This is a genomic window from Sporosarcina sp. SAFN-015, from assembly GCF_059415085.1.
Window position 1 is genome coordinate 402,160 of sequence record NZ_JBPFDR010000003.1, and the last position, 21,299, is coordinate 423,458.

Sequence of the window (21,299 nt, forward strand, 5' to 3'; positions counted from 1 at the left end):
TGTACACCTCATCTAATTCTATCTTTCAAAAAAATCCGAAATGGTTCCTGCCACTTCCACATTTTCTGGCACGCAAAGGAAAATATCTGTGCCAATCCGTTGAATATCTCCGCCAAGTGCATAGACGGTGCCACTTAGGAAATCGACGATGCGGATTCCTTGATCACGCTCAATCCTTTGCAAATTGACTACAACGGCTCTTTTATTCTTTAAATGCTCCGAAATGTCCTGCGCTTCCGCATAGACACGAGGTTCAAAAAGAACAACTTTTGAAGATTTCTGGATGCTTTGCAAGCTGACAACAGTTCCCTGCTGTTGCTGTTGCGTTTCCGCCACTTGCGGTTTCCGTGAAACCACTCTTCTCGGCTGCTGCTCTTGTACGGGCTGTTGCTCTCGGACAGGCTGTTGCTCTTGTTGGAATTCCTCTTCCTCATCAAGATAGAACCATTTTTCAAATCGTCTTTTTATGCTCATTCGTCTCCCTCGCTCTCCGTTCCGACTAATGCGGTTCCGATTCTAACGTGAGTTGCGCCTTCTTCGATTGCGATACTATAGTCATTCGACATTCCCATTGATAATAGTGTGCACGGCGCGTGTTCTACTTCTTTTGCAGCGATTTGATCACGAAGGCTGCGCAATGAACGGAATACAGTTCGAATCCATTCTTCGTCCTCAGTGAATGGAGCCATCGTCATTAAACCTACAACTCGGATTTTATTATAATTGGCCAATTGAAGGATGAAATCCTCTAATTCCTCGGGATTTATCCCTGATTTAGATTCTTCCCCTGACACATTCACTTGTACGAAGCAATTGACCGTAGATGACGCACGCTTTTGAATTTCTTTGGCGAGACTAAGACGGTCCAGTGAATGAAGAAAATCGACTTTGTTAATAATATCTTTCACTTTTCTACTTTGCACATTTCCGATGAAATGCCAGTTTAGTTTTTCTGATTGGATGTCTTCCTGCTTTGCAAGCAGTCCCTCCGGCCGGTTTTCTCCGAGATTTGTAATTCCTAATTCGATAACTTCTTTGGCTCTATTGGTAGATACTTGCTTTGTCACTGCAACGATTGTTACGTCTTGACGTTTCCGATTTGAACGATCACATGCTGCTTGTATTGCTTTTTCTATTTTTTGCATACGTTGTTGAAGTGTGTCCATTGAAATCACTACTTTTCTGCTTACTTTGCTTTATTGTATCAATTGGAAGGACACATATCAATGATTAGTCTTTATTTATCAACCCTTTTGCCCACTAAAACGATGTCTTTTCCGATGGTGAGGACATCATCATACTTGATTTGCTTCAAATCCTTCATCTTTGATTCTAAAAATAGCGACCTTTCAGCTCCGCCAATTTGAAGAACGTCAATTTTACCGTTTTTCATATCAATTGTCGCGTCCTGCACAAATCCTAAAAAAGAGCCCTTTTTCACTTCGATCACTTCTTTCTTCTGCAAATCCGAGAAACGCATTCTTATCCCTCCAATGTTAATTTTGATCTTGGTCTTAACAGGGGCTGTTGCTTTCCGTTCCGGCACTCGCTTTCCGGGGGCGTTGCCTCAGTCAATCGAACCACGAAGAGTATTTCTACGCTTTTTGCAAAAGCCGTTCTACGTAACGGCTTTCTCAGGAGTTTCGCGCCTGCAATCCAAGCAACAGCTTTAATGTTATTGATAATCCTTACACAATGGATATCAGTAATAAATTTTGTGTTTATACAGCTTATGCTCAACAACCTAAAAAAACGCAATGCCGGAGCATTGCGTTTTTAAGTCAACTATTTATTCTCCATGCCATCTCGAATTATTTGAATGGCATTTTTCTCCAATCTTGAAATTTGGGCTTGTGAAATGCCTAGTTCTTTTGCAATTTCAGTTTGGGTTTGGCCTAAATAGAAACGTTTAGAAAGAATCAGCTGCTGTCTTTCCGTCATGCCCGAAACCGTTTCCTTTACCGACACATACGTCAACCAACGCTCTTCAGACACCTTTTTATCCTGTAATTGATCCATTATATAAACAGGATCGCCGCCGTCGCCGTTCATCGGTTCATGAAGGGACATTGGATCTTGGATTGCATCTAACGCGAATAAAATATCATCTTCTGGAATGCCCGTCGCTTCCGCAAGATCAGAGATTTTAGGTTCTTTTTGATGCTCGTTAACAAATTGTTCCTTTGCTCTGATTGCTTTGTAAGCTATATCCCGAAGTGATCTGGATACCCTAATGGCATGATGGTCTCTCAAATGTCTTTTGATTTCACCAATGATCATTGGAACGGCATATGTTGAAAATCGGACATTATGTTTCAAATCAAAATTGTCGATGGACTTCAATAAACCAATACAGCCAACTTGAAAAAGGTCGTCTGCCTGCTCCCCCCTATAAGCAAACCTTTGGACAAGACTTAATACTAACCGCAAATTTCCAATTACGAGCTCTTCCCTTGCCGATTCGTCACCATTTTGAAGCCGGATAAACGTTTCTTTCATCACTTCATTCGTCAGTAATGGCAAATTGGACGTATCGATACCACAGATTTCAACTCTTGTACGCATCATTCGCTTTTCCTCCGCATTCTGTAGATGACTGTACAAAATAGTTTGTCCTCACACTTGCGGAATATGCGAAATCCAATTCTCCAATTTCAACCATCAAGCGATAGGATGGTTTAATCTGTCACGCAGTTCGGAGATTATTTTCTTTTCAAGACGTGAAATATAAGATTGTGAAATACCGAGTAATTCTGCGACTTCCTTCTGTGTCATTTCAAGACGGCCTGTGAGTCCGAAGCGGCATTCCATTATATATTTCTCCCGTTCATCCAACGTGCTGATCGCTTCAATCATATGTTGCCTTTCTAATTTTTTTTCAACATCATCAATAATAATATGTTCATCCGTGCCTAATATATCAGATAGCAACAGCTCATTCCCATCCGCATCAGAATTTAACGGTTCGTCGAACGAAATTTCCGAGCGAGTCCGGTTCGTTTTCCTTAAATGCATAAGGATTTCATTTTCAATGCATCTTGAAGCATATGTCGCTAATTTAATATTGCGATCGCTTTTAAATGTTTCGATCGCCTTTATAAGTCCGATAGTTCCAATGCTGATCAAATCTTCAATATGCGTATTCGTATTATCAAAACGACGGGCAATATAAACGACTAGCCTTAAATTTTTTTCAATGAGCGTATCTCTGGCATCCATGTCTCCTTCCATGAAAGCCCTGATCGCAATCGCTTCTTCCTCCCTGGACAACGGTTTTGGCAGTGATTCATGTCCACCGATATAATAAGTCCCACTTTTTTTTCTAGTGAAGAAGCTTTTAACGATCGATAACCATTTCTTAAGTCCCTGCAACATGATTTGCTCCCCTTTCATTCATAATGGATTCCAATGCCGAGACATGCAAAATAGCACCTGCACCTTCCGGATAACGGTTATCTTGTTTTGTAAACACGATATAGCCCGCTGGCAGCTCACTTCCTTCCCCGATGACCCATTGGTCGAATTTAAAACCAACAGCCCACGAAGCCCCTTGGACTGTTTGCAGCCGGATGAGTCTTAAACTTTTTTGGTAGCGCTTTGGGAATGTTGAAAGTTGTGGCATGTTTTCTGCATTCCATGAAACTAACGGCCCTCTCAACTCTTCAGGAATCAAGCGCTCCACAAACTTAAATGAAACAAAATGTACTGGTTCGCCAGTTAGCGGCTCCGTACAGCGGTTTCCTGTATCGATAAAACTTGGGATGGAAACTGTTTCATTCCAAATGGATAAAACCGTTGCTACGGAATAGGAAGACAATTGGCGAGCTGTTCTTACATCGAGCCACTTAGTCTTTAGTAAATAGAGGATAATATAAGCAAGTAGTGCGCTGATAAAGACTGTGAATTTGGCATCCGAAAACAAGAACTTTTCTGTGATGACCGTCAGTGCTCCTCCGGCAAAAAGCGCACCGATCAATACGATGAAAGCTGGGCTTCCTAGTGAGGCAATTGTTAACCCGAATGCACAGACAATCATTACACCGAAAGCGATGAAGATGGCGAGACGGGAATCAGGGAAAAATGTAACCGGCAACGCGCCGACGAATGCAGCCAGGAATAAACGGCGCCTAGTAGCTTGTGCCTTGACCATCCGGTTGGCAAAGGACAAAATTGCATAGTTGAATACCATGTTAATAGCAACAATGAGTTCCCCATACATCTGCCCGCCCTCCTTGTACGTAAGGATAACACTCCGTGAATGCAATGTTTGTCGGAACGAAGGAGAAAATAAAGTAAATATTCGACATGAATAGCGGAGACCCAAGAAGTTGTGCTAGGAGCTGAGATCGTCGTGTTGCATTCTTAATTGATTGTGTTGCGGCCAGATTTTGTTGTGTTGCGCGCCCCGTTTATTTCGTTGCGGGAGTTTGATTGTGTAGCGCCCGATTTCTTTGCGTTGCGCGCCACGTTGATTGCGTTGTTGGAGTTTGATTGTGTTGCGGCCCGAATTTGTTGCGTTGCGCGCCCCGTTTATTTGTTGCGGAACAACGGTCATAAAAAAACTCTCCAGCTTGTCCAATTGGACTGCTGGAGAGTTTCCTTCAATTTTTTTATTATCTTCTTTGGCGATTGCGCAAGAATGTCGGAATATCCAATGCATCATCTTGCTGATGGCTTTGCTGTTGTTGTCGAGTCGGCTCAGGCTGTTGGAATTGTTGCTGAGGCTCTTCTCGACGAGTATAAGACGGTTGCGGCGCTGATTGCGATTGTGATTCACGTTGACGCGTAGCACCAAACCCTGGATTCCTCGAAGGCTTCGGTTGATTCAATTGTTCTTCACTGAACCCTGTCGCAATGACTGTAACGAGGATTTCATCTTTCAAGTCATCATTAATGACAGAACCGAAGATCATATTGACGTCTTCATCGGAAGCGGAAGCTACGATATCTGCTGCTTCTTGAACTTCAAACAAGCTTAAATTGGAACCGCCCGTAATATTCATCAGAACACCTTTTGCTCCGTCAATTGATGTTTCAAGTAGCGGGCTCGAGATAGCTTTCTTCGCAGCTTCGGCAGCCCGGTTTTCACCTGTAGACATACCGATACCCATCAATGCAGATCCCTTATTGGACATGATCGTTTTCACGTCGGCAAAGTCAAGGTTAATAAGTCCAGGGACAGCGATCAAGTCTGAAATACCTTGAACCCCTTGGCGCAATACATTGTCGGCTTCACGGAACGCCTCAAGCATCGACGTGTTTTTGTCGACAATCTCCAACAACTTATCATTTGGAATGACGATGAGCGTATCGACCGATTCCTTCATAGCTGCAATTCCACCGATTGCTTGTGTCTGACGCTTTCTTCCTTCGAAAGTGAATGGACGTGTGACAACACCTACTGTCAACGCTCCAAGATCTTTTGCCACTTGTGCAATGACAGGCGCGGCACCAGTACCTGTTCCCCCACCCATTCCTGCAGTTACGAAAACCATATCCGCACCGCGGAGAGCTTCTTCTATTTGTTCACGACTTTCTTCAGCCGCTTTTTTTCCGACATCAGGATTTGCCCCTGCACCAAGTCCGCGAGTCAATTTAGCTCCGATTTGTAATTTCACTTCAGCTTCAGATAATTTAAGTGCTTGCGCATCCGTATTTACGGCGATGAATTCCACGCCTTGCACACCATGTTCAATCATGCGGTTAACCGCGTTATTTCCTCCGCCACCGACTCCAATCACTTTAATGACTGCGAGTGCATCGACATTCGTTTCAAAATCTAGCATGCTCTCTCCTCCTAATCCCTATATGACCATATTTAAACAGTCACTCAAAAAATCCATCGAAAAATTTCTTTGTTTTGCTCATGAAGCTTGTCTTTTTCTCTTTTGACTGGACAGCTACCTTCTTTTTACTAGGAGCTGGATAGTCCATCTCACTATTCGTAGCTACTGTTTGAGATTCAGCTGCAATCCCAAAATAGCTATCTTCCATACTAGCATAACGGATAAGACCCACAGCAGTCGAATACATCGGTTCACGCACACCGATATATTCTGGTGTGTGGATTCGGACTCTTGTTCTCAATACATGTCTTGCAAGTTGCAAAATCCCATCGAGTTTCGTCGTGCCGCCAGTTAAAACGACGCCACCCGGCAAATCATGGATACCCATGCGGTACAGCTCTTCAAGAACCAAGTCGAATAATTCTTCCAATCGGACACCTATAATTTCCGATATGTATCGTTGACTATATTGATCTTTCGAATCAGCACCAATGACAGGAACTTCAAAAAGCTCATCATCCGATGCATCATCATAAAAAGCATGTCCATATTGATGTTTAATTTTTCGTGCCTGCTCTGTAGGTGTCTTCAGAATGATCGACAAGTCTTTTGTAATATGGTCTCCGCCCACCGGAATGACAGCAGTTGAAATGAAGCGGTTATCGCCAAAAATGGCAATCGTCGTTGAACCTCCACCGATATCGATAAATGCAGTTCCATGATTCATTTCATCATCCGTCAGTGCAAATGTTCCCGCTGCGAGCGGTTGCAAATAAATTTCACGTATTACGAGACCCGCTCGTTCGACACATCGTAAAATATTGTGCACTAACGTTTTGGAAGTCGTTATAAGTGTACCGTCCATTTCTAATCGGACGCCGATCATTCCACGTGGGTCTTTTATTTCATCATAATCGTCCACGATAAATTGTTTCGGTATAATGTTTACGATTTCCCGTTCAGGTGGTACCGACATAACTTGTGCAGATTTCATAACCCGGTCCAGGTCATCATCGGTAATTTCCCTGTTCTCCGAATTGACGGCTACAACGCCTTTGACGTCTTGTAAAAGCACGCCGTTGGCCGGGATGCCTAAAATGACGTCTCGTATTTGCATGCCTGTCATCCGTTCAGCCTGTTCCACCGCTTTACGGATCGATTGGACAGTCGCATCAATGTCGATAATCGTCCCTTTTCTTATGCCTGCAGATTGAACGTTACCAACTCCGATTACGTGGAGGGATCCGCCATCCACTTCGCCGATCAGTACTTTGACTGACGAAGATCCTATATCTAGTGATACATATATTGTAGATTGACTCAAATTTCGGCACCTCCCATTACAGTCCTTATCTTACATTCTATTGTATTAGAGTCGTATTGTCTAAATATTTTCTCCATCCGATAATCAATTCCCTTCATTCCTGAACTTTCGTTTCAGAAACTTTACTTCGATCTGACCATTTCGTCAGCAAAATCCTTCTAATCACAGCAATATTTTGGAATAACCTTACTCCAAATGCGAAGACGGCTGCCAAATATAAATCCACTCCAAGGTGCACTCCTAAAAATGCTAATCCAGCCGCAAGAACAATATTGAAGAAGAAGCCGGAAATAAACACTTTATCATCATATATTTGTTGCAGGTGCGCCCGAATTCCCCCGAAAAGTGTATCCAATGCAGCTAACACGGCGATGGACAAATAGTTGCTGTAAATTTGTGGGATTTGTATGTCTGATAACAATCCCAGCGAAACCCCAAGTATTAAACCTAGCAGTGGCAACCACATTGTCATTCCCCTTTCGGAAGTTCTTGTAAATAAAGATTTTTAAATTTGTCGGGATATGCCCGAATCGTCACTTCCTTTTCCGGCTGGTTTATTTCAAGTACTAGATTATCAATATAAAAATCGTCATGTATGGACGATGCTAACAAATAATTATAAAGCTTCTCACTATCCGACATTGTAGGTGAAACAATTTTTATTGTAAATGGGGGAGTTGAGACGTTCAGTCCATTAACGGAAGTCGCTCCGTTGATGACACGAATCGAGCTCATCATCGTATACCGTTTTCCGTCAATCTCCATATGAATGCCTTTAAAACGATTTACTTCATTGACGAAACGGGTTAGTAAATCAGATGAAATACTCGTGATTGGTATTCCATACGCCATGCTTTCCACCGAAGGGCGGACTTCGATCGTAAAGCCAGGACCTGTAATATCTGTCGTACCTGCTTTTCTATGCAGCTTGTCCACTGTTTCCTTTAAGGCTTGTCCTGTGCTTGATTCGCTTAACGTTCTGTACGATGCGATCGTTCTATCTATATCGCGAATTTCAGTTAAAAGCTCTGAATGGAGCTTTTTCTCTTCTGCCAGCTCTTGGCGAATTGCCCAAATATCCCTCGTATCACGTTCCTTAGGATGTTCCAACGTATTATATTGGACAGCAATCATAAATCCGATTAGCAGGAGGACAATTGTAAACTTCCAATTGACAGCTTTCTTCAACGAACACCCTCCCTCTTAATGGCCACTCATGCCTCCTCCCTTAATGCGGGAAGCTTTATCTCTTTCAACTGCTCTAAAGTGACAACTATATTGTCATGCACTAATCCATCAATCACTCCGCCGCCTAAATTCAATGATGCTGACAAGACATCTGTATCGCCTACCGCCTCGATGACAAACGGAGCGGGAAGTGTTCTACCGTCGATTGTAATGACGGGGCCAGTACATTTAATATTTGAATTTGAAGAAATTCGCTGCCCATTTATCGCAATTCCTTGTGCACCGGAAATCTTCAATTCATTTACAACACGCAGCACATGGCTTTCATGAACGATATAATCATTAGGGTTTTGTTCTACAGGATCATAATCGCCATCCTTCAATGTGACACGTACTCCAGGTCCTTTAGCCGGAATAACCCCTAAAAGCAATCGAAGATCTTTTGCCTCTTCAACTAGCACGGTGTGATTGTCTTCATTCTCCGAAAAAGATTTTTCAAAGTCTCTAATTTCATCTTGTTTTGCCTGAATTTCATCAGCGAGCTCTTTATTTCTCTCTTTCTGAACAATCAATTCTTCCCGATATTGTTCTTCCTGTTGAAGCGCAGGAGATTGAGCTGATTCTCCATTGTCCTTCCCTAATGTTCGATAGGAGAATGCGAAGATGAAACCGAGGATGAGAAAGACAAAAGAGTATAAGATATATCTTCCTCTATTTTTGTAGTCCTCACTCATTTTCTTCGCCAACTTCATCACCTTCCCCTTCCTCCACGCTATCTTTTCCATAAACTTCGCTAAAAGGCGTGAAGAATATACCAACTTCCATATTGACAATTCCTTTTTCCATATCACCTAGCTGGGATATGATATCCGGGTAATATTCCATTTTTTCTGCAAAGGTTTGGAGGATTGCATGGACTTCATAACCATCATCCATATAAGCAACAATCGTATCAGGATTCTCCTCTGTCCCAGTATAGATGATTTCGGAAATCAATTGGAGAACATTTTTATCCATTTTTAACAATTGTTTCGTCAGTCTTTTCCGAAGGTCAGGGTTGTCCACATGATTTAAAATCGGTACGTTCGGATAGTTTCCGTCTTCCGGAAAAACTTCTCCGTTTTCGAGCAATAATCCATACTCTCCCCCGCTCTCCATATACGCGACCGTTTTCCATTCACTAATTGTAATATCGATATCTCTTATCCATTTCCTCGTAACAGCAACACTACTGACGCCATCGAGCTTCAAAAGTTCTTCTTCCACTTCTTTTGTTGTAAATCCCCAAAATGATGTTCCTTTTAAAACCCCACTTTTTTCATAGTAAAATTGGTCATCATGAAGTGCAGCCCCATGGATTTTCACTTCACCAACTTTGCTTAGAGGAGATTGGAAATACAAAAGTACAAGGAGGGCGATACAGAATATGGCGATGATGAATAAAAATTTTTTATTCGTCTTCCTTCTCCGTTTTTCCCTCATGGATGGAATTCGTTCTTCGATGTCTATTACTTTATCCATATGCTGCCCTCCCCTCAACTTCGTTCTCTATAAAAAGCAAAATGCAAAATAGTCCCCGCCGCCATCCAAGTTGTTAGCAACGATGAACCTCCATAGCTAATGAACGGCAATGTCACACCTGTAACCGGCAATAAACCAGAGACAACACCGACATTCAGGAATGTTTGAAAGATGATCATTGAAGCCATCCCTGCCGTCATTAAGAATGATTTATAATCATGCGTCCGAATGGCAATTCCGAATGCAGACAGAAGAAGAACAGAAAAGAGGACTAAAATGAATGTCGCCCCAATGAAACCTGTCTCTTCGGCTATGATCGAAAATATAAAGTCATTTTGCGGTTCCGGCAAATACAAATACTTTTGCCTACTATTGCCATAGCCGTGACCGAACAACCCTCCAGGCGCTATCGCGAATAAAGACTGAATCCCTTGAAAGCCTGCTCCAAGCGGATCATTCCACGGATCGATATACGATTTTATGCGTTCCAAACGATAAGGAGCTGCTGCGATAAGTGCAACAAATGCCCCAATTCCTGTGAGGCCCAGTATACCGAAGAACGATAGCGGATACCCCGCCAAAAACAAAATGACGAAAGCTGAAACAATCATAATTACTGCTGAACCTAAGTCTGGTTGGAGCATGATTAAGGCTGCAGGCAATAAAATTAAAACAAAATGGCTTAGCCTAAATGGATTCCTTCCAGAAGATTGCTTCATATTACAAGCGAGTTTACCAATGAGCGCCACTTTTACGAACTCAGCAGGCTGAATGCTAAAAGGACCAAGAGCTATCCAACTTTGGGAACCGTTCCTTACAGCGCCTATGCCTGGAATCATAACGGCAACTAACAATAAGATTGTTATGTAATAAAAGGCAGTCCAAAATGACTCACTGGAAGTCCACCGCCCTTTCATTAGCATAAAGGCAACAAATATTGAAACAGCCATGTAAATTCCTTGCTTCACGATAAATGGAGATGAATCCGCATAATGGACCTGCCCCCAGTAAGAGCCTGCCGAATGTACAAAAACTAATCCGATTAACGATAACGACACTGCCGAAATAATAAAGGCAGCTTTTAATTTTTGATCCAGTGAACGCATCCTTCCGTCTTATTGGTAAAGGAGTGAATGGTAGACTTAAAGTTTTATTACAGCCTCTATAAATGCATCGCCACGTTCTTCAAAATTCGGATATTGGTCCCAGCTGGCACAAGCCGGCGACAGCAAGATTTGATCCCCTTCAACTGAGACCCCATAGGCTTCCTGTACCGCCTCCTCCATTGACCTCACTTTTACCGCAAGCGGGACACCACATGTAGCAGCGAAATCGACGAGCCTTTCAGCAGTTTCTCCGAGTGCTAGGACAGCTTTCACTCTTCCCATATAAGGTCGCAATTCCTCGAATGAGTGCCCTCTATCCAATCCGCCAGCTATTAGTACGACAGGTGATTGAAAGGAGGAAAGAGCGCTTTTCGTTGCCAATGTATTTGTTGCCTTCGAATCATTGTAGAACGTCCTACCTTTCAATTCTTTGACAAACTGCATCCGATGACGTACCCCTGTAAATGAACTTAAAACATTTTCTATCGTTTCTTTGTCGCAATCCATAAGAATTGCAGAAGCTGTAGCAGCCAAAATATTTTCCAAATTATGCTGACCGAGCAATTTGATGATCGATCTTTTCACAAACGGTTCCCCTTGCCAATAGATCATCTCATCGTCTGCGGAAATTCCTTCCGCTTTTTTCCCTTGTAATGAAAAAGGGATCTTCATGGCAGCAGATCGTTCGATATATGGCAGCATTTCATGTTGATCGGCATTATAAATAAAGAAATCTTCCTCGGTCTGATTATCTGTCACTTTCGCTTTAGCTAATGCATATTCTTCAGACGTTCCGTGGTAATCAAGATGCGCGTCATATAAATTTGTCCATACGGCGATCTTTGGACGGAAGCTTTCCGTACCTGCCAATTGAAAAGAGGATACTTCCATGACGATCACTTCATCTGGTTTTGCATTTTGTGCGACTGTGCATGCAACAGTTCCTATATTTCCTGCGATTAACGGCTGTTTACCACCAATATTTAATATGTGATAAAGAAGTGTAGTCGTTGTTGTCTTACCGTTGGAACCAGTGATGGCGATGATTGGAGCTTCGCTAATTAAGTAAGAAAGCTCGACTTCAGTCCAAATCGGAATCCCTTTTTGCACAGCTTGTTTGAGAACCGGATTATGATACGGGATTCCCGGGTTTTTAACAATTGTATCGAAGCCTTTATCCAAAATATTTTCCGGATGTCCGCCACAAATTACTGTAATCCCTTTTTCCCGCAATGCTGTTACTTCTTTGCTGCCCGTCTCTGGAGATGAATCATTGACGACCACATCAGCCCCTAGCGAATGTAGTAGATCCGCTGCGGCATAGCCACTTTTAGCAAGACCAAGCACAAGAAATCTCTTGCCCTCGAATTCATATCGCTCTCGCATTTACATCACCTCCCACAGAATAGGGATCATTGCGGCCAAAAGGGCCACACCCCAAAAAACGATGACGATTTTCCACTCAGACCAGCCCGACAATTCAAAATGATGATGAATCGGGCTCATTCTAAATACCCGTTTTCCGGTTAACTTAAAGCTTGTCACTTGAATCATGACAGATAATGTTTCGATTACATATACAATCCCTATTACAACGAGGAGAAGTTCCTGTTTCACAAGGATCGAAAGCATTGCAATCGTACCGCCTAGCGCTAAAGAACCCGTATCTCCCATAAATACTTTAGCAGGCTTCATATTAAATAATAAAAAGCCAAGCATCGCCCCGGCTACAACAAATGCGAAAGTTGCAATGTCGTATTGCTCATAAACAAGTCCAAGCACACCGAATGCGGCAAAAGCAATTGTTGATGTACCTGCAACAAGCCCATCGAGACCATCCGACAAGTTGACTGCATTCGAGAAACCGACAAGCCAAAAAATGAGGAAAGCGACATAGAAAATGCCGAGATCTACTGTGAAATTCGTGAAAGGAATTACAACCGTCGTTTCAAATGGACCCATCTTTAATAAGAAAAACGCGATAACCGCAATAATGATTTGACCAATAAGTTTTTGGATGGAAGTCAATCCTAAATTCCGTTTCATGACGACTATGATGAAATCGTCAAAAAATCCGATCACACCGAAGCCGGCAAGCACAATCATCAATACGATGGATTGTGTAGTCAGTACGTCTTCATATATGTATGATAGGACAATCATCGTAATGATAATGGAGCCCAGGAAAATAAGGCCGCCCATTGTAGGCGTGCCCGCTTTCTTTTTATGGGCTTCAGGACCTTCTTCCCTAATGCTCTGACCGAATTTCAGTCTTCTAAGCAACGGAATGATAGCGGTCCCGATAATTGCTGTTATAACAAATGCTACGGCAATAACCGTAATTGTATTGACGAGTGTCATAGTATGTTCTCCTTACCTGTTTTGAAACTGTAGTTGTTTGTCTTAATTTTTATTGTCCAGCTTCAGGCGCTAGAAAGTTTTTTCATTTCTAACGCCTTCCGCTTTTCTACTCTTCGGTATAAACGTGGATGATATCGTCCACCGACATTAATGAGTCTGGGACTGGCATTTGGTATTTAATGACGTCGCCTTCACCATGCCATTCTATACGATACGTGTGTAATTGGCGGGCAACCATTCCTTTCGTCATGCCCGTCAAATCAGGAACTCGATGTGTAATAGGGTCGCCCCATCTATATTCTTTCTCAATTTGCCCTTCTCTCTTTTCAATACCGGCAATTGGCGCGATTTCTTCGATAATCCTGCCGACAATCGGTGCTGCAATGACTCCGCCGAATTGAATTGAATTTTTCGGGCTATCAACTGCTACATAGACAAGTAATTCGGGATCGTCTGCTGGAGCAAACCCCATGAATGAAACGATGTAATCGCCGTCGCTGTAAGTGCCATTCACGACTTTCTGTGCAGTCCCTGTTTTGCCGCCGACACGGAGACCATCGTTGAACGCGCCTCGGCCGGAGCCATTCGCGACAACAGATTCCAATGCTTCTCTTACTTGGGCAGAAGTTTCCTCGCTAATGACGCGGCGTTTCATTTCAGGTTCAAACGTTTGCAACGTCTCTCCCTTATCATTCTTAATTTCCTTTACAATATACGGACGATACAAATATCCGCCATTTATAGCAGCCGCCACAGCCTGCACTTGTTGAATCGGTGTTACGGAAATCCCTTGGCCAAAGGCAGTCGTTGCTTGTTCAACTGGGCCGAATGCATCTTTTGAGAAAAGAATCCCTTTTGCTTCGCCGGCTATACCAGAGCCTGTCGTTTCGCCAAAGCCAAAATCCCGTATATATTGATCAAGCTTTACACCGCCTAAACGCTGGCCGATTTCGATGAATCCTGGGTTGCAGGAGTTTTCTACAACTTCTAAGTATGACTGGTGACCATGCCCTTCCCGCTTCCAGCAACGCAGTCTAGCGTTGGCAACCATCGTGTAGCCAGGGTCATTAAAAAAATCATTATGAAGATCGATCACCTTTTCCTCAAGGCCAGCAGCGAGTGTAACGATTTTAAAAGTCGATCCCGGTTCGAATGTCATCCATACCGGCAAATTCCGGTTATAAATCGCCTGATCTGTATCTTGGTATTCCGCAGGATGGAAAGTAGGCATTGAAACTAACGAAAGAATTTCACCTGTTTTCGGATTCATAATAATTCCGATTGCCTGTGTCGCATCATATTTTTCCATCGCCTGAATAAGTTCCCGTTCCATAACTTTTTGCATATCGACATCAATTGTCAGTCCTAATGTAGCACCATTCTTACCTGTTTGGAAACCATCATCGACATGTGGCAACGGTATCGCCTTCGCATCAGTGTAAAGGCGAATTTTATCACCTGTGCCTTGCAAAATTTCATCGTACGCATATTCAATGCCCGCAAGGCCTGTTCCATCGAAACCCGTAAAACCGATCAGCCTCGAAAGCATTTCACCATACGGGTAGTTCCTAACAAAATCCACTCCCGTATACAAGCCATCGATTTGCAACTTGGAAATTTCTGTCGCCTGTTCCTGAGTGATATTTTTGCCTTCAGGAGCCAACTTGTTCATATAAGATTTCTTTGTCATCTTTTTCAACAATACTTCCTTGTCGACTTGCAATATATCCGCTAGCAGTGCTGCCGCCTTTTCCGGTTCTTTGTTTTGAGAAGGCATAAAATATAGCGTCGGAGCAAGTTGGTTTCCAACGATCAGCTGACCGTTTCGATCTTGGATTTCCCCCCTGATTGCGCCAAAAGGGATTTCCCGATCCCAGTTCTCTTCCGCACGCGCTTTCAACCATTCATGTTTAATGATTTGAACGTGGAAGAGCTTTGCTATAACCATGGAAATGGATATGAGAAAAATGATGAAAACTGCCCGCAATCGCTTCTTTGATTGCAAATCAGCATATTTACGCAGAGCCCCACACCTTTCGTTTTTCTATCAACCTATGAATGGGCGGGGACAGCTATACATCATCCACCAATTATCTCTTCTACTTCCTCATCTTCTTCCGCTTCATTTTGTTCAATTGGTGTATGCTGATCTTCGGGTGATTTTAGCTGAAGTACAACGGGATCATTTTTACTAATGACAGCTCCCGCAGAAAGACTTTGTTCGGTCACAAATCCATCGCCGTTCAATCGAATATCAAGTCCAGATAACATTTTAAATGATAGAGCCATTTTTTTCGACCACCCGGAAAAATTTGGAAGGGTTGTATCTCCCTCAGTTTCCAACAAGACTAGTGAGCCATCACTCAACTTTGTACCCTCTTCTGGGTATTGGCTTTTCACCTTGCCCCCCTCACCGATCAACACCGGAGAAAATCCTTGTTGTTCAAGTGTTGCCATCGAGGATGCTGCATCTTCTCCAATATGGTTTGAGAGTGATTTTGTCGATGATGTTTGACTATCCTCTGGAAGTATATTCATATACTTCAAGCTGCTTTCCATTATGGAAGTAAACAACTCGGCGACGGGATCCGATCCATATTGTCCTGGTTCAAGTTTTGGCTGTTGGACAATTACATATGTCAATAATTGCGGATCATCGATTGGAGCCATTCCGAGGAATGAATAAAGATAATTGCCGTCCCCGTACAGATAGCCCCCGCCTTCCGAAATTTCAGCAGTTCCCGTCTTTCCACCGACGGAATATCCAGAAAGCGCAAATTTCCGCCCTGTACCAACGTCAGAAGTGACTGTAGAAGCTAAAACCTCTCGGACCTGCTTCGCAGTTTCCGCTGAGATCGGGGATTTCCTCTCTTCCGCCTTATGATCCTCTACGACTTCACCAGTGTTCGGATCAACAATTTTATCGATGACATACGGCTTCATCATCTTGCCGTCATTCGCAATTGCATTCGCGGCTTGGATCATTTGGATAGGGGTGACAGTAGATCCTTGTCCATATGAAGTTGTTAATCTTTCACTTGGATTAATATCCAAAATTATGCCCGGTACTTCATTTGGTAAGTCGATTCCGACCTTTTCACCAAAGCCGAAACCATGTAAATATTCGATGAATGTCCGGTCGCCCATTCTTTCTAACAAATAGGCCATCGATACGTTCGATGATCTTTGGAACCCTTCTAAGAAAGTGATTCTACCCCAGCCGGTACGATTAACGTCCCTAATTGTTTTATCATAGATTGTATATTGTCCTGACTGATACTCGGCGTATGGATCCCATTTCTTCTCCTCGATTGCAGCGGCCAATGTAAACATTTTCATCGTAGAACCAGGCTCAATCGTATTCTGAACTGCTTCATTCAGCCAGTTTTCCGTCAATCCTTCACGAGTGGCAGGATGGAAAGAAGGACGTTGGCTCATCGCATAGATTTCCCCGGTCTTCGGATTGGTGACGACGACAAGCATTTTTTTAGGAGAATATTTCTGATTGACTTGATTCATTGCATCTTCGACAAAGTTCTGGATCGTTTTATCAATCGTCAATTGAATCGTCATTCCATCTTTTGCCGCAACAATTTTCTCCTCTGATTTTGGCAAGAGATATCCCCATATATCAGTTTTATAATCCACCTTACCGTCCGTTCCGGTTAACGCTTCGTTATATGTCTTTTCGAGACCCATTTTACCAACTGTAGACACATTCTTGTCCTTATCTTCTTCTCGCATCGCAAACCCAATCAAATAAGATGCGAAATCACCATTTGGATAAAAACGTTTTTTATCTTCAATGAATTGCAGACCCGTAACGCCTTCTTTTTCCGCAGCTTCTTTAATGGCTAGCATCGTTTCATGACTAATGTCGCGTCCTGCTTTTCCAAACTCGATTTGGTAGACTTCCGAATTTTTCTTTACAGCCGAATCCCTAATCTGGATCATTTTTTCTTTCTCCATCGGGATGAACCTGCTTAGCAAATCCGCAGCCTTATCAAAGTCAGTTACATGCCTTTTCTTTTTTGCGCCTTTTTCAGTCGCTTTTTCATTCAATATTGCGATCAATCGATAGCTCAAAGTATCGGAAGCAATTAATTCACCATTTCGATCGACGATTTTGCCTCTTTCGGCTTTAAGGATGGACTCCCTTGCATATTTCGCTTCAGCCATGGCAGCCATCTGTCTTCCTTCGGCCTGTCCCGTGATTTGAATGCTTAACAACCGCCCAAACAAAAGAAAAAAGAGCCCTCCGAAAACTACGAACATCAGAAAGGCTCCCCATTGAAATCGAAACTTCTTTTTCATCGTCCAGGCACGACCTTTACGTTTTTCTCGTTAAGATTCAAGCCGAGCTCCTTCGCTTTATTCCAAATTACTTCATATGTAGATTTTTCGCTCACTTGTATGGACAACTCTGTATTTTGTTTTGTAGTTTCTGCAATTTCTTTGTTGATTTCTTGTACTTCCTTGTTTGTATCATTAATTTGAGCTTGTGTATGCAAAACCATTGTAGAGAGGATAACGAGAACTGCCGCGAACAGCACGAACAGGAATTTTTCCCCTGTCGAGAATAGTTTTCGTGAACGCCTCGCAGGCTGTTGGGTCTCATGTGTCTTAGGTTGTTGAGGTGCATGTACTTCATGTATTGTATTCATTTGAAAGCTTCTCTGTTCCAATGCCATTTAACAAGTTCCCCCTTTATTTTTTCTCTATGACCCGCAATTTTGCAGATCTGGATCTTTTATTCACTTCGATTTCTTCCTCGCTTGGAAGGATCGGTTTCCTTGTGATTAATTTAAAATCGGGCTCCATACCTTCAGGAACAATTGGCAAATTAGGCGGCAGTTCCGGCATGGATGACGCTTCTTTAAAAATCGTCTTGCACAATCTGTCTTCAAGTGAATGGAAAGTGATGACACTAATGCGTCCACCCGGATTCATAACCGTCAATGCTTCGGTCAAGGAATCTTCCGCTGCTCCAAGTTCGTCGTTCACAGCTATTCTGATTGCTTGGAAAACCCTTTTCGCTGGATGTCCACCAGTTCTGCGTGCTGCGGCAGGAATCCCTTCTTTGATCAATTCGACAAGCTCGCCCGTTGTCTTGATGGGTGCGTTTTTCCGTGCCTCTTCGATCTTTCGGGCAATACTTTTGGAGAACTTCTCTTCCCCATATCTGAAAAAGATGCGAACCAAATCTTCATAAGACCATTCATTCACTACGTCAAATGCAGTCAAATCCGCCTCAGTGTTCATGCGCATATCAAGCAAAGCATCATGATTGTAACTGAATCCTCGTTCCGGAGTGTCGAGCTGGGGCGAGGAAACACCTAAATCATATAGAATGCCGTCCACCGAATGAACATTAATCTTCTCCAATTCATATTTCAAATTCCTGAAATTTGAATGGATAAATGTAACTTGCTCCAAATAATCCTTCAACTTCACTTCCGCAGCGTCAATAGCTGTCGTATCTTGATCGAAGCAAATCAATCTGCCGCCAGCTGTTAGCTTCTTCACAATTTCTAAGCTATGCCCTGCACCACCAAGCGTGCAATCGACATAAATGCCATCAGGTTTAATGTTGAGCCCATCGACGGCTTCGTGAAGTAATACTGTTGTGTGATCGAACATTGAAACCGCCTACTTTCCATTTTTTAATAAATCATCAAGTTAAAAATCAAAATCAATAATGTTTTCCGCGATTTCATTGAATGATTGCTCCGACTCGTCGTAATAAGAATCCCAAGACGATTTTGACCAAATTTCTATGCGGCTTGAAACACCGATAACGACACAATCTTTTTCAACTTTCGCGTAATCGAGTAATGAGGATGGAATATTGACACGGCCCTGCTTGTCAATTTCAACTTCTGTGGCACCTGAGAAAAAGAATCGGGCGAATGCGCGGGCATCCTTTTTCGTAACCGGCAACGCCTTCAATTTTTCCTCTAGTCGCTTCCATTCCTCCATAGGGTAACCGAAGAGGCAGTTATCCAATCCACGAGTCAGCACAAAACCATCCATTAGATATTCCCTGAATTTCGAAGGGACTATCAAACGGCCTTTTGCATCTACAGTGTGCTGATATTCGCCCATGAACATACTCTTCACCCCACTATATGTTTTTAATGTACCACATCCCTCCACATTCCTCCACTCAAATTCTATTTTCCTTGTAAAATGTGTATATAGTACTTGTTTCATTGAGATATCGATAAAATTCACGCTTAGATTACATAAATGCATTAACTCTCTAAATAGCTCATAATTGCTCAAAAAAAGTTTCGCATTCCCTGTCTTAAACAAACAAAAAAACGCCAAATGCAGACAACAAATGCCCGCATCGGCGTTCTTCATTATTTACAAATATACGATTTGGTGAGTTCCGTCCATTGTAATCGGCTGGCGAAGCAAGTCTTGTACTAATTCAGGTCCATATTGATTCATGAAAATGTATGGAGTAAAAATACGCTCTTGCAAAGATCCTTCCGGCAATAGCTCGTTTTCAAGGATGCTATATTTGCGAAGGGCCGTTTCGTGTTGAATCAACAACTCCTCCTCCGCCTTCTTCCTTATATAATCCAACTGCTTTTCATGGAACTTCAGATTTTTCTCTAGCAACTGCAACATTGCCGTGCTTGAGCCTTCTCTGAGCTTTTCGTATTTCCCTTTTAATAGCATTTCCGTTTCCGTAAGCAGCTTTTCAAATTGTTCGTTTTGTAACGAATCAATAAATTGCTCTCTGACTTCTAGAACTTTTCCAGAGAACACATCTTCCAGCGTCAAAGAAACTGACTCCATTGCCTGCTTTGCCCGTTTGGAAACCAATGTCATCGATACACGGGGAACGATGATCGGCATCTGAATTCCGAAAAGATGAAAAGCGTCTTTCAATAAAGCCCAGTATGCAATTTCACCAGGTCCTCCGACGAATGCAAGCACCGGAAACACAAGGTCCTGCATGATAGGACGTGTGGCAACATTATTGCTTAATAGCCAAGGCTTTTCGACAGCGATATTCAGCATTTCTTCGCGAGTGAAGCGGATGCCTGTACTGTCGTTCACAAAATGCCCATCCTCCCTGGACAGAAGGACTCGGCCAGTTTCATGTACATAAAACAGATGCGCCCCATCCTTTTCTGCTTCGATTGGCTTTCCAAATCCTAAACCGGAATATTGTTCTTCCTTTTCGACGACCAATCGGGCAATCTCATCAGATCCCGTTATCATTTTTTCAAAATGGCTTTTTTCGATTTCACGCAACGGCTTGTACGCTGAATCGATGAAGAGGAGTCCTTGCTCTTGGAAAAGACCATTCATTAATCGAACGAAAAAACTAGTGAAAGTTTCTTCTGCCTCGACTGCAGTCAACACTTCCACAAGCAATTCACGAGTATGCGCCGTTTCACCGAATTGGCGAAACACACCTTCTACGAATGAAGTCATTTCCTTGCGATTATATGTTGCATCGGACGCCATTAATTTCAGAATGAATTTCTCCGGGTACTTATGTTTTGTCGTTCCTTGGGAGGATTCTGTATAGACATGATTGATTTCATTCAAGTCATGATCTTCCCCCGCGACCCAAAACACAGGGATGACAGGAACCCCAAGCTCTTTCCTTTTCTCCTCTGCAAGTAGAATAACTGTAATCGCTTTGTGAACGGAATAGAGCGGTCCAGTCATGATGCCTGCTTGCTGCCCGCCAATAACGACAACTCCATTTCCAGTAAGTTCTTCAAGATGCATAGATGCCTTTTTTGAAATACCAAATGGCTCCATGAAGGAACGAATTACTGAAGAAAGCTCTTTCCTAAGAAACGGCCGATTGGATAATTCCTTCAACCTTTCTGGATAGGACCTGCTTTCATTTCTATAATCAAAAAAATTATGTATGAATTGTTCATCATGATTGTAAGCTTGCATTACTTTATTTCCATTATTCAATGTCATTGACTTGATTTCCATCATTGATGCCCCTTTTTTACTTGTATGAACAGAGTA

Annotated in this window: 21 protein-coding genes; all 21 read right to left on the bottom strand. The window is 42.7% G+C overall.

The features are described from left to right. Positions 1–18 precede the first annotated feature (18 nt). The gene (locus tag ACR65H_RS07795; protein ID WP_440499585.1) at positions 19–474 is read right to left on the bottom strand and encodes a cell division protein SepF; all 456 of its coding nucleotides are present in this window, start codon (positions 472–474) and stop codon (positions 19–21) included. After that, positions 471–1,166, bottom strand: coding sequence for a YggS family pyridoxal phosphate-dependent enzyme (locus ACR65H_RS07800; RefSeq protein ID WP_440499586.1), 696 nt, complete (start codon positions 1,164–1,166; stop codon positions 471–473). Before ACR65H_RS07800 ends, ACR65H_RS07795 begins: the two co-directional genes overlap by 4 nt. Positions 1,167–1,237: 71 nt before the next feature. Continuing rightward, complete coding sequence (locus tag ACR65H_RS07805; RefSeq protein WP_440499587.1) at positions 1,238–1,480, bottom strand: PRC-barrel domain-containing protein; 243 nt, start codon at positions 1,478–1,480, stop codon at positions 1,238–1,240. A 305-nt stretch (positions 1,481–1,785) separates the two neighbouring features. After that, a complete protein-coding gene (sigG, locus tag ACR65H_RS07810; protein ID WP_440499663.1) occupies positions 1,786–2,565 on the bottom strand; it encodes an RNA polymerase sporulation sigma factor SigG in 780 nt (259 codons plus the stop codon). Between the two features lie 96 nt (positions 2,566–2,661). Next, on the bottom strand, positions 2,662–3,375 hold the full coding sequence (gene sigE / locus ACR65H_RS07815; protein ID WP_440499588.1) for an RNA polymerase sporulation sigma factor SigE: 714 nt from the start codon (positions 3,373–3,375) through the stop codon (positions 2,662–2,664). Further along, a complete protein-coding gene (locus ACR65H_RS07820; protein ID WP_440499589.1) occupies positions 3,359–4,219 on the bottom strand; it encodes a sigma-E processing peptidase SpoIIGA in 861 nt (286 codons plus the stop codon). The genes sigE and ACR65H_RS07820 overlap by 17 nt, the downstream gene beginning before the upstream one ends. A 394-nt stretch (positions 4,220–4,613) precedes the next feature. Next, a complete protein-coding gene (gene ftsZ, locus ACR65H_RS07825; RefSeq protein WP_440499590.1) occupies positions 4,614–5,786 on the bottom strand; it encodes a cell division protein FtsZ in 1,173 nt (390 codons plus the stop codon). A gap of 40 nt (positions 5,787–5,826) precedes the next feature. Continuing rightward, positions 5,827–7,110, bottom strand: a complete 1,284-nt coding sequence (ftsA, locus tag ACR65H_RS07830) for a cell division protein FtsA (RefSeq protein WP_440499591.1) — start codon at positions 7,108–7,110, stop codon at positions 5,827–5,829. Between the two features lie 94 nt (positions 7,111–7,204). Further along, a complete protein-coding gene (locus ACR65H_RS07835) occupies positions 7,205–7,576 on the bottom strand; it encodes a small basic family protein (protein WP_440499592.1) in 372 nt (123 codons plus the stop codon). 2 nt (positions 7,577–7,578) lie between these two features. Further along, positions 7,579–8,298, bottom strand: coding sequence for a DUF881 domain-containing protein (locus ACR65H_RS07840; RefSeq protein WP_440499593.1), 720 nt, complete (start codon positions 8,296–8,298; stop codon positions 7,579–7,581). Positions 8,299–8,324: 26 nt separating this feature from the next. Beyond that, on the bottom strand, positions 8,325–9,050 hold the full coding sequence (locus ACR65H_RS07845; protein ID WP_440499664.1) for a DUF881 domain-containing protein: 726 nt from the start codon (positions 9,048–9,050) through the stop codon (positions 8,325–8,327). Further along, positions 9,025–9,819: a cell division protein FtsQ/DivIB gene (locus ACR65H_RS07850; RefSeq protein WP_440499594.1), complete on the bottom strand. Its 795-nt coding sequence runs from the start codon at positions 9,817–9,819 to the stop codon at positions 9,025–9,027. The genes ACR65H_RS07845 and ACR65H_RS07850 overlap by 26 nt, the downstream gene beginning before the upstream one ends. Before the next feature lie 14 nt (positions 9,820–9,833). After that, positions 9,834–10,925, bottom strand: a complete 1,092-nt coding sequence (ftsW, locus tag ACR65H_RS07855) for a putative lipid II flippase FtsW (protein WP_440499595.1) — start codon at positions 10,923–10,925, stop codon at positions 9,834–9,836. Positions 10,926–10,961: 36 nt separating this feature from the next. Further along, on the bottom strand, positions 10,962–12,311 hold the full coding sequence (gene murD / locus ACR65H_RS07860) for a UDP-N-acetylmuramoyl-L-alanine--D-glutamate ligase (RefSeq protein WP_440499596.1): 1,350 nt from the start codon (positions 12,309–12,311) through the stop codon (positions 10,962–10,964). Next, positions 12,312–13,286, bottom strand: coding sequence for a phospho-N-acetylmuramoyl-pentapeptide-transferase (gene mraY, locus ACR65H_RS07865; RefSeq protein ID WP_440499597.1), 975 nt, complete (start codon positions 13,284–13,286; stop codon positions 12,312–12,314). 106 nt (positions 13,287–13,392) lie between these two features. Beyond that, entirely contained in the window at positions 13,393–15,234 is a 1,842-nt protein-coding gene (locus tag ACR65H_RS07870) for a penicillin-binding transpeptidase domain-containing protein (RefSeq protein ID WP_474762017.1), read from the bottom strand. A gap of 131 nt (positions 15,235–15,365) precedes the next feature. Next, positions 15,366–17,561, bottom strand: coding sequence for a penicillin-binding transpeptidase domain-containing protein (locus ACR65H_RS07875; RefSeq protein WP_440499599.1), 2,196 nt, complete (start codon positions 17,559–17,561; stop codon positions 15,366–15,368). Positions 17,562–17,596: 35 nt separating this feature from the next. After that, on the bottom strand, positions 17,597–17,977 hold the full coding sequence (gene ftsL / locus ACR65H_RS07880) for a cell division protein FtsL (RefSeq protein WP_440499600.1): 381 nt from the start codon (positions 17,975–17,977) through the stop codon (positions 17,597–17,599). 16 nt (positions 17,978–17,993) lie between these two features. Continuing rightward, positions 17,994–18,926, bottom strand: a complete 933-nt coding sequence (rsmH, locus tag ACR65H_RS07885; RefSeq protein WP_440499601.1) for a 16S rRNA (cytosine(1402)-N(4))-methyltransferase RsmH — start codon at positions 18,924–18,926, stop codon at positions 17,994–17,996. A gap of 39 nt (positions 18,927–18,965) precedes the next feature. Beyond that, positions 18,966–19,397, bottom strand: coding sequence for a division/cell wall cluster transcriptional repressor MraZ (gene mraZ / locus ACR65H_RS07890; protein WP_060209308.1), 432 nt, complete (start codon positions 19,395–19,397; stop codon positions 18,966–18,968). A gap of 258 nt (positions 19,398–19,655) precedes the next feature. Beyond that, positions 19,656–21,263 carry a bacillithiol biosynthesis cysteine-adding enzyme BshC gene (bshC, locus tag ACR65H_RS07895; RefSeq protein ID WP_440499602.1) on the bottom strand — a complete coding sequence of 536 codons (1,608 nt, stop codon included), beginning with the start codon at positions 21,261–21,263 and terminating at the stop codon, positions 19,656–19,658. Positions 21,264–21,299: the final 36 nt, after the last annotated feature.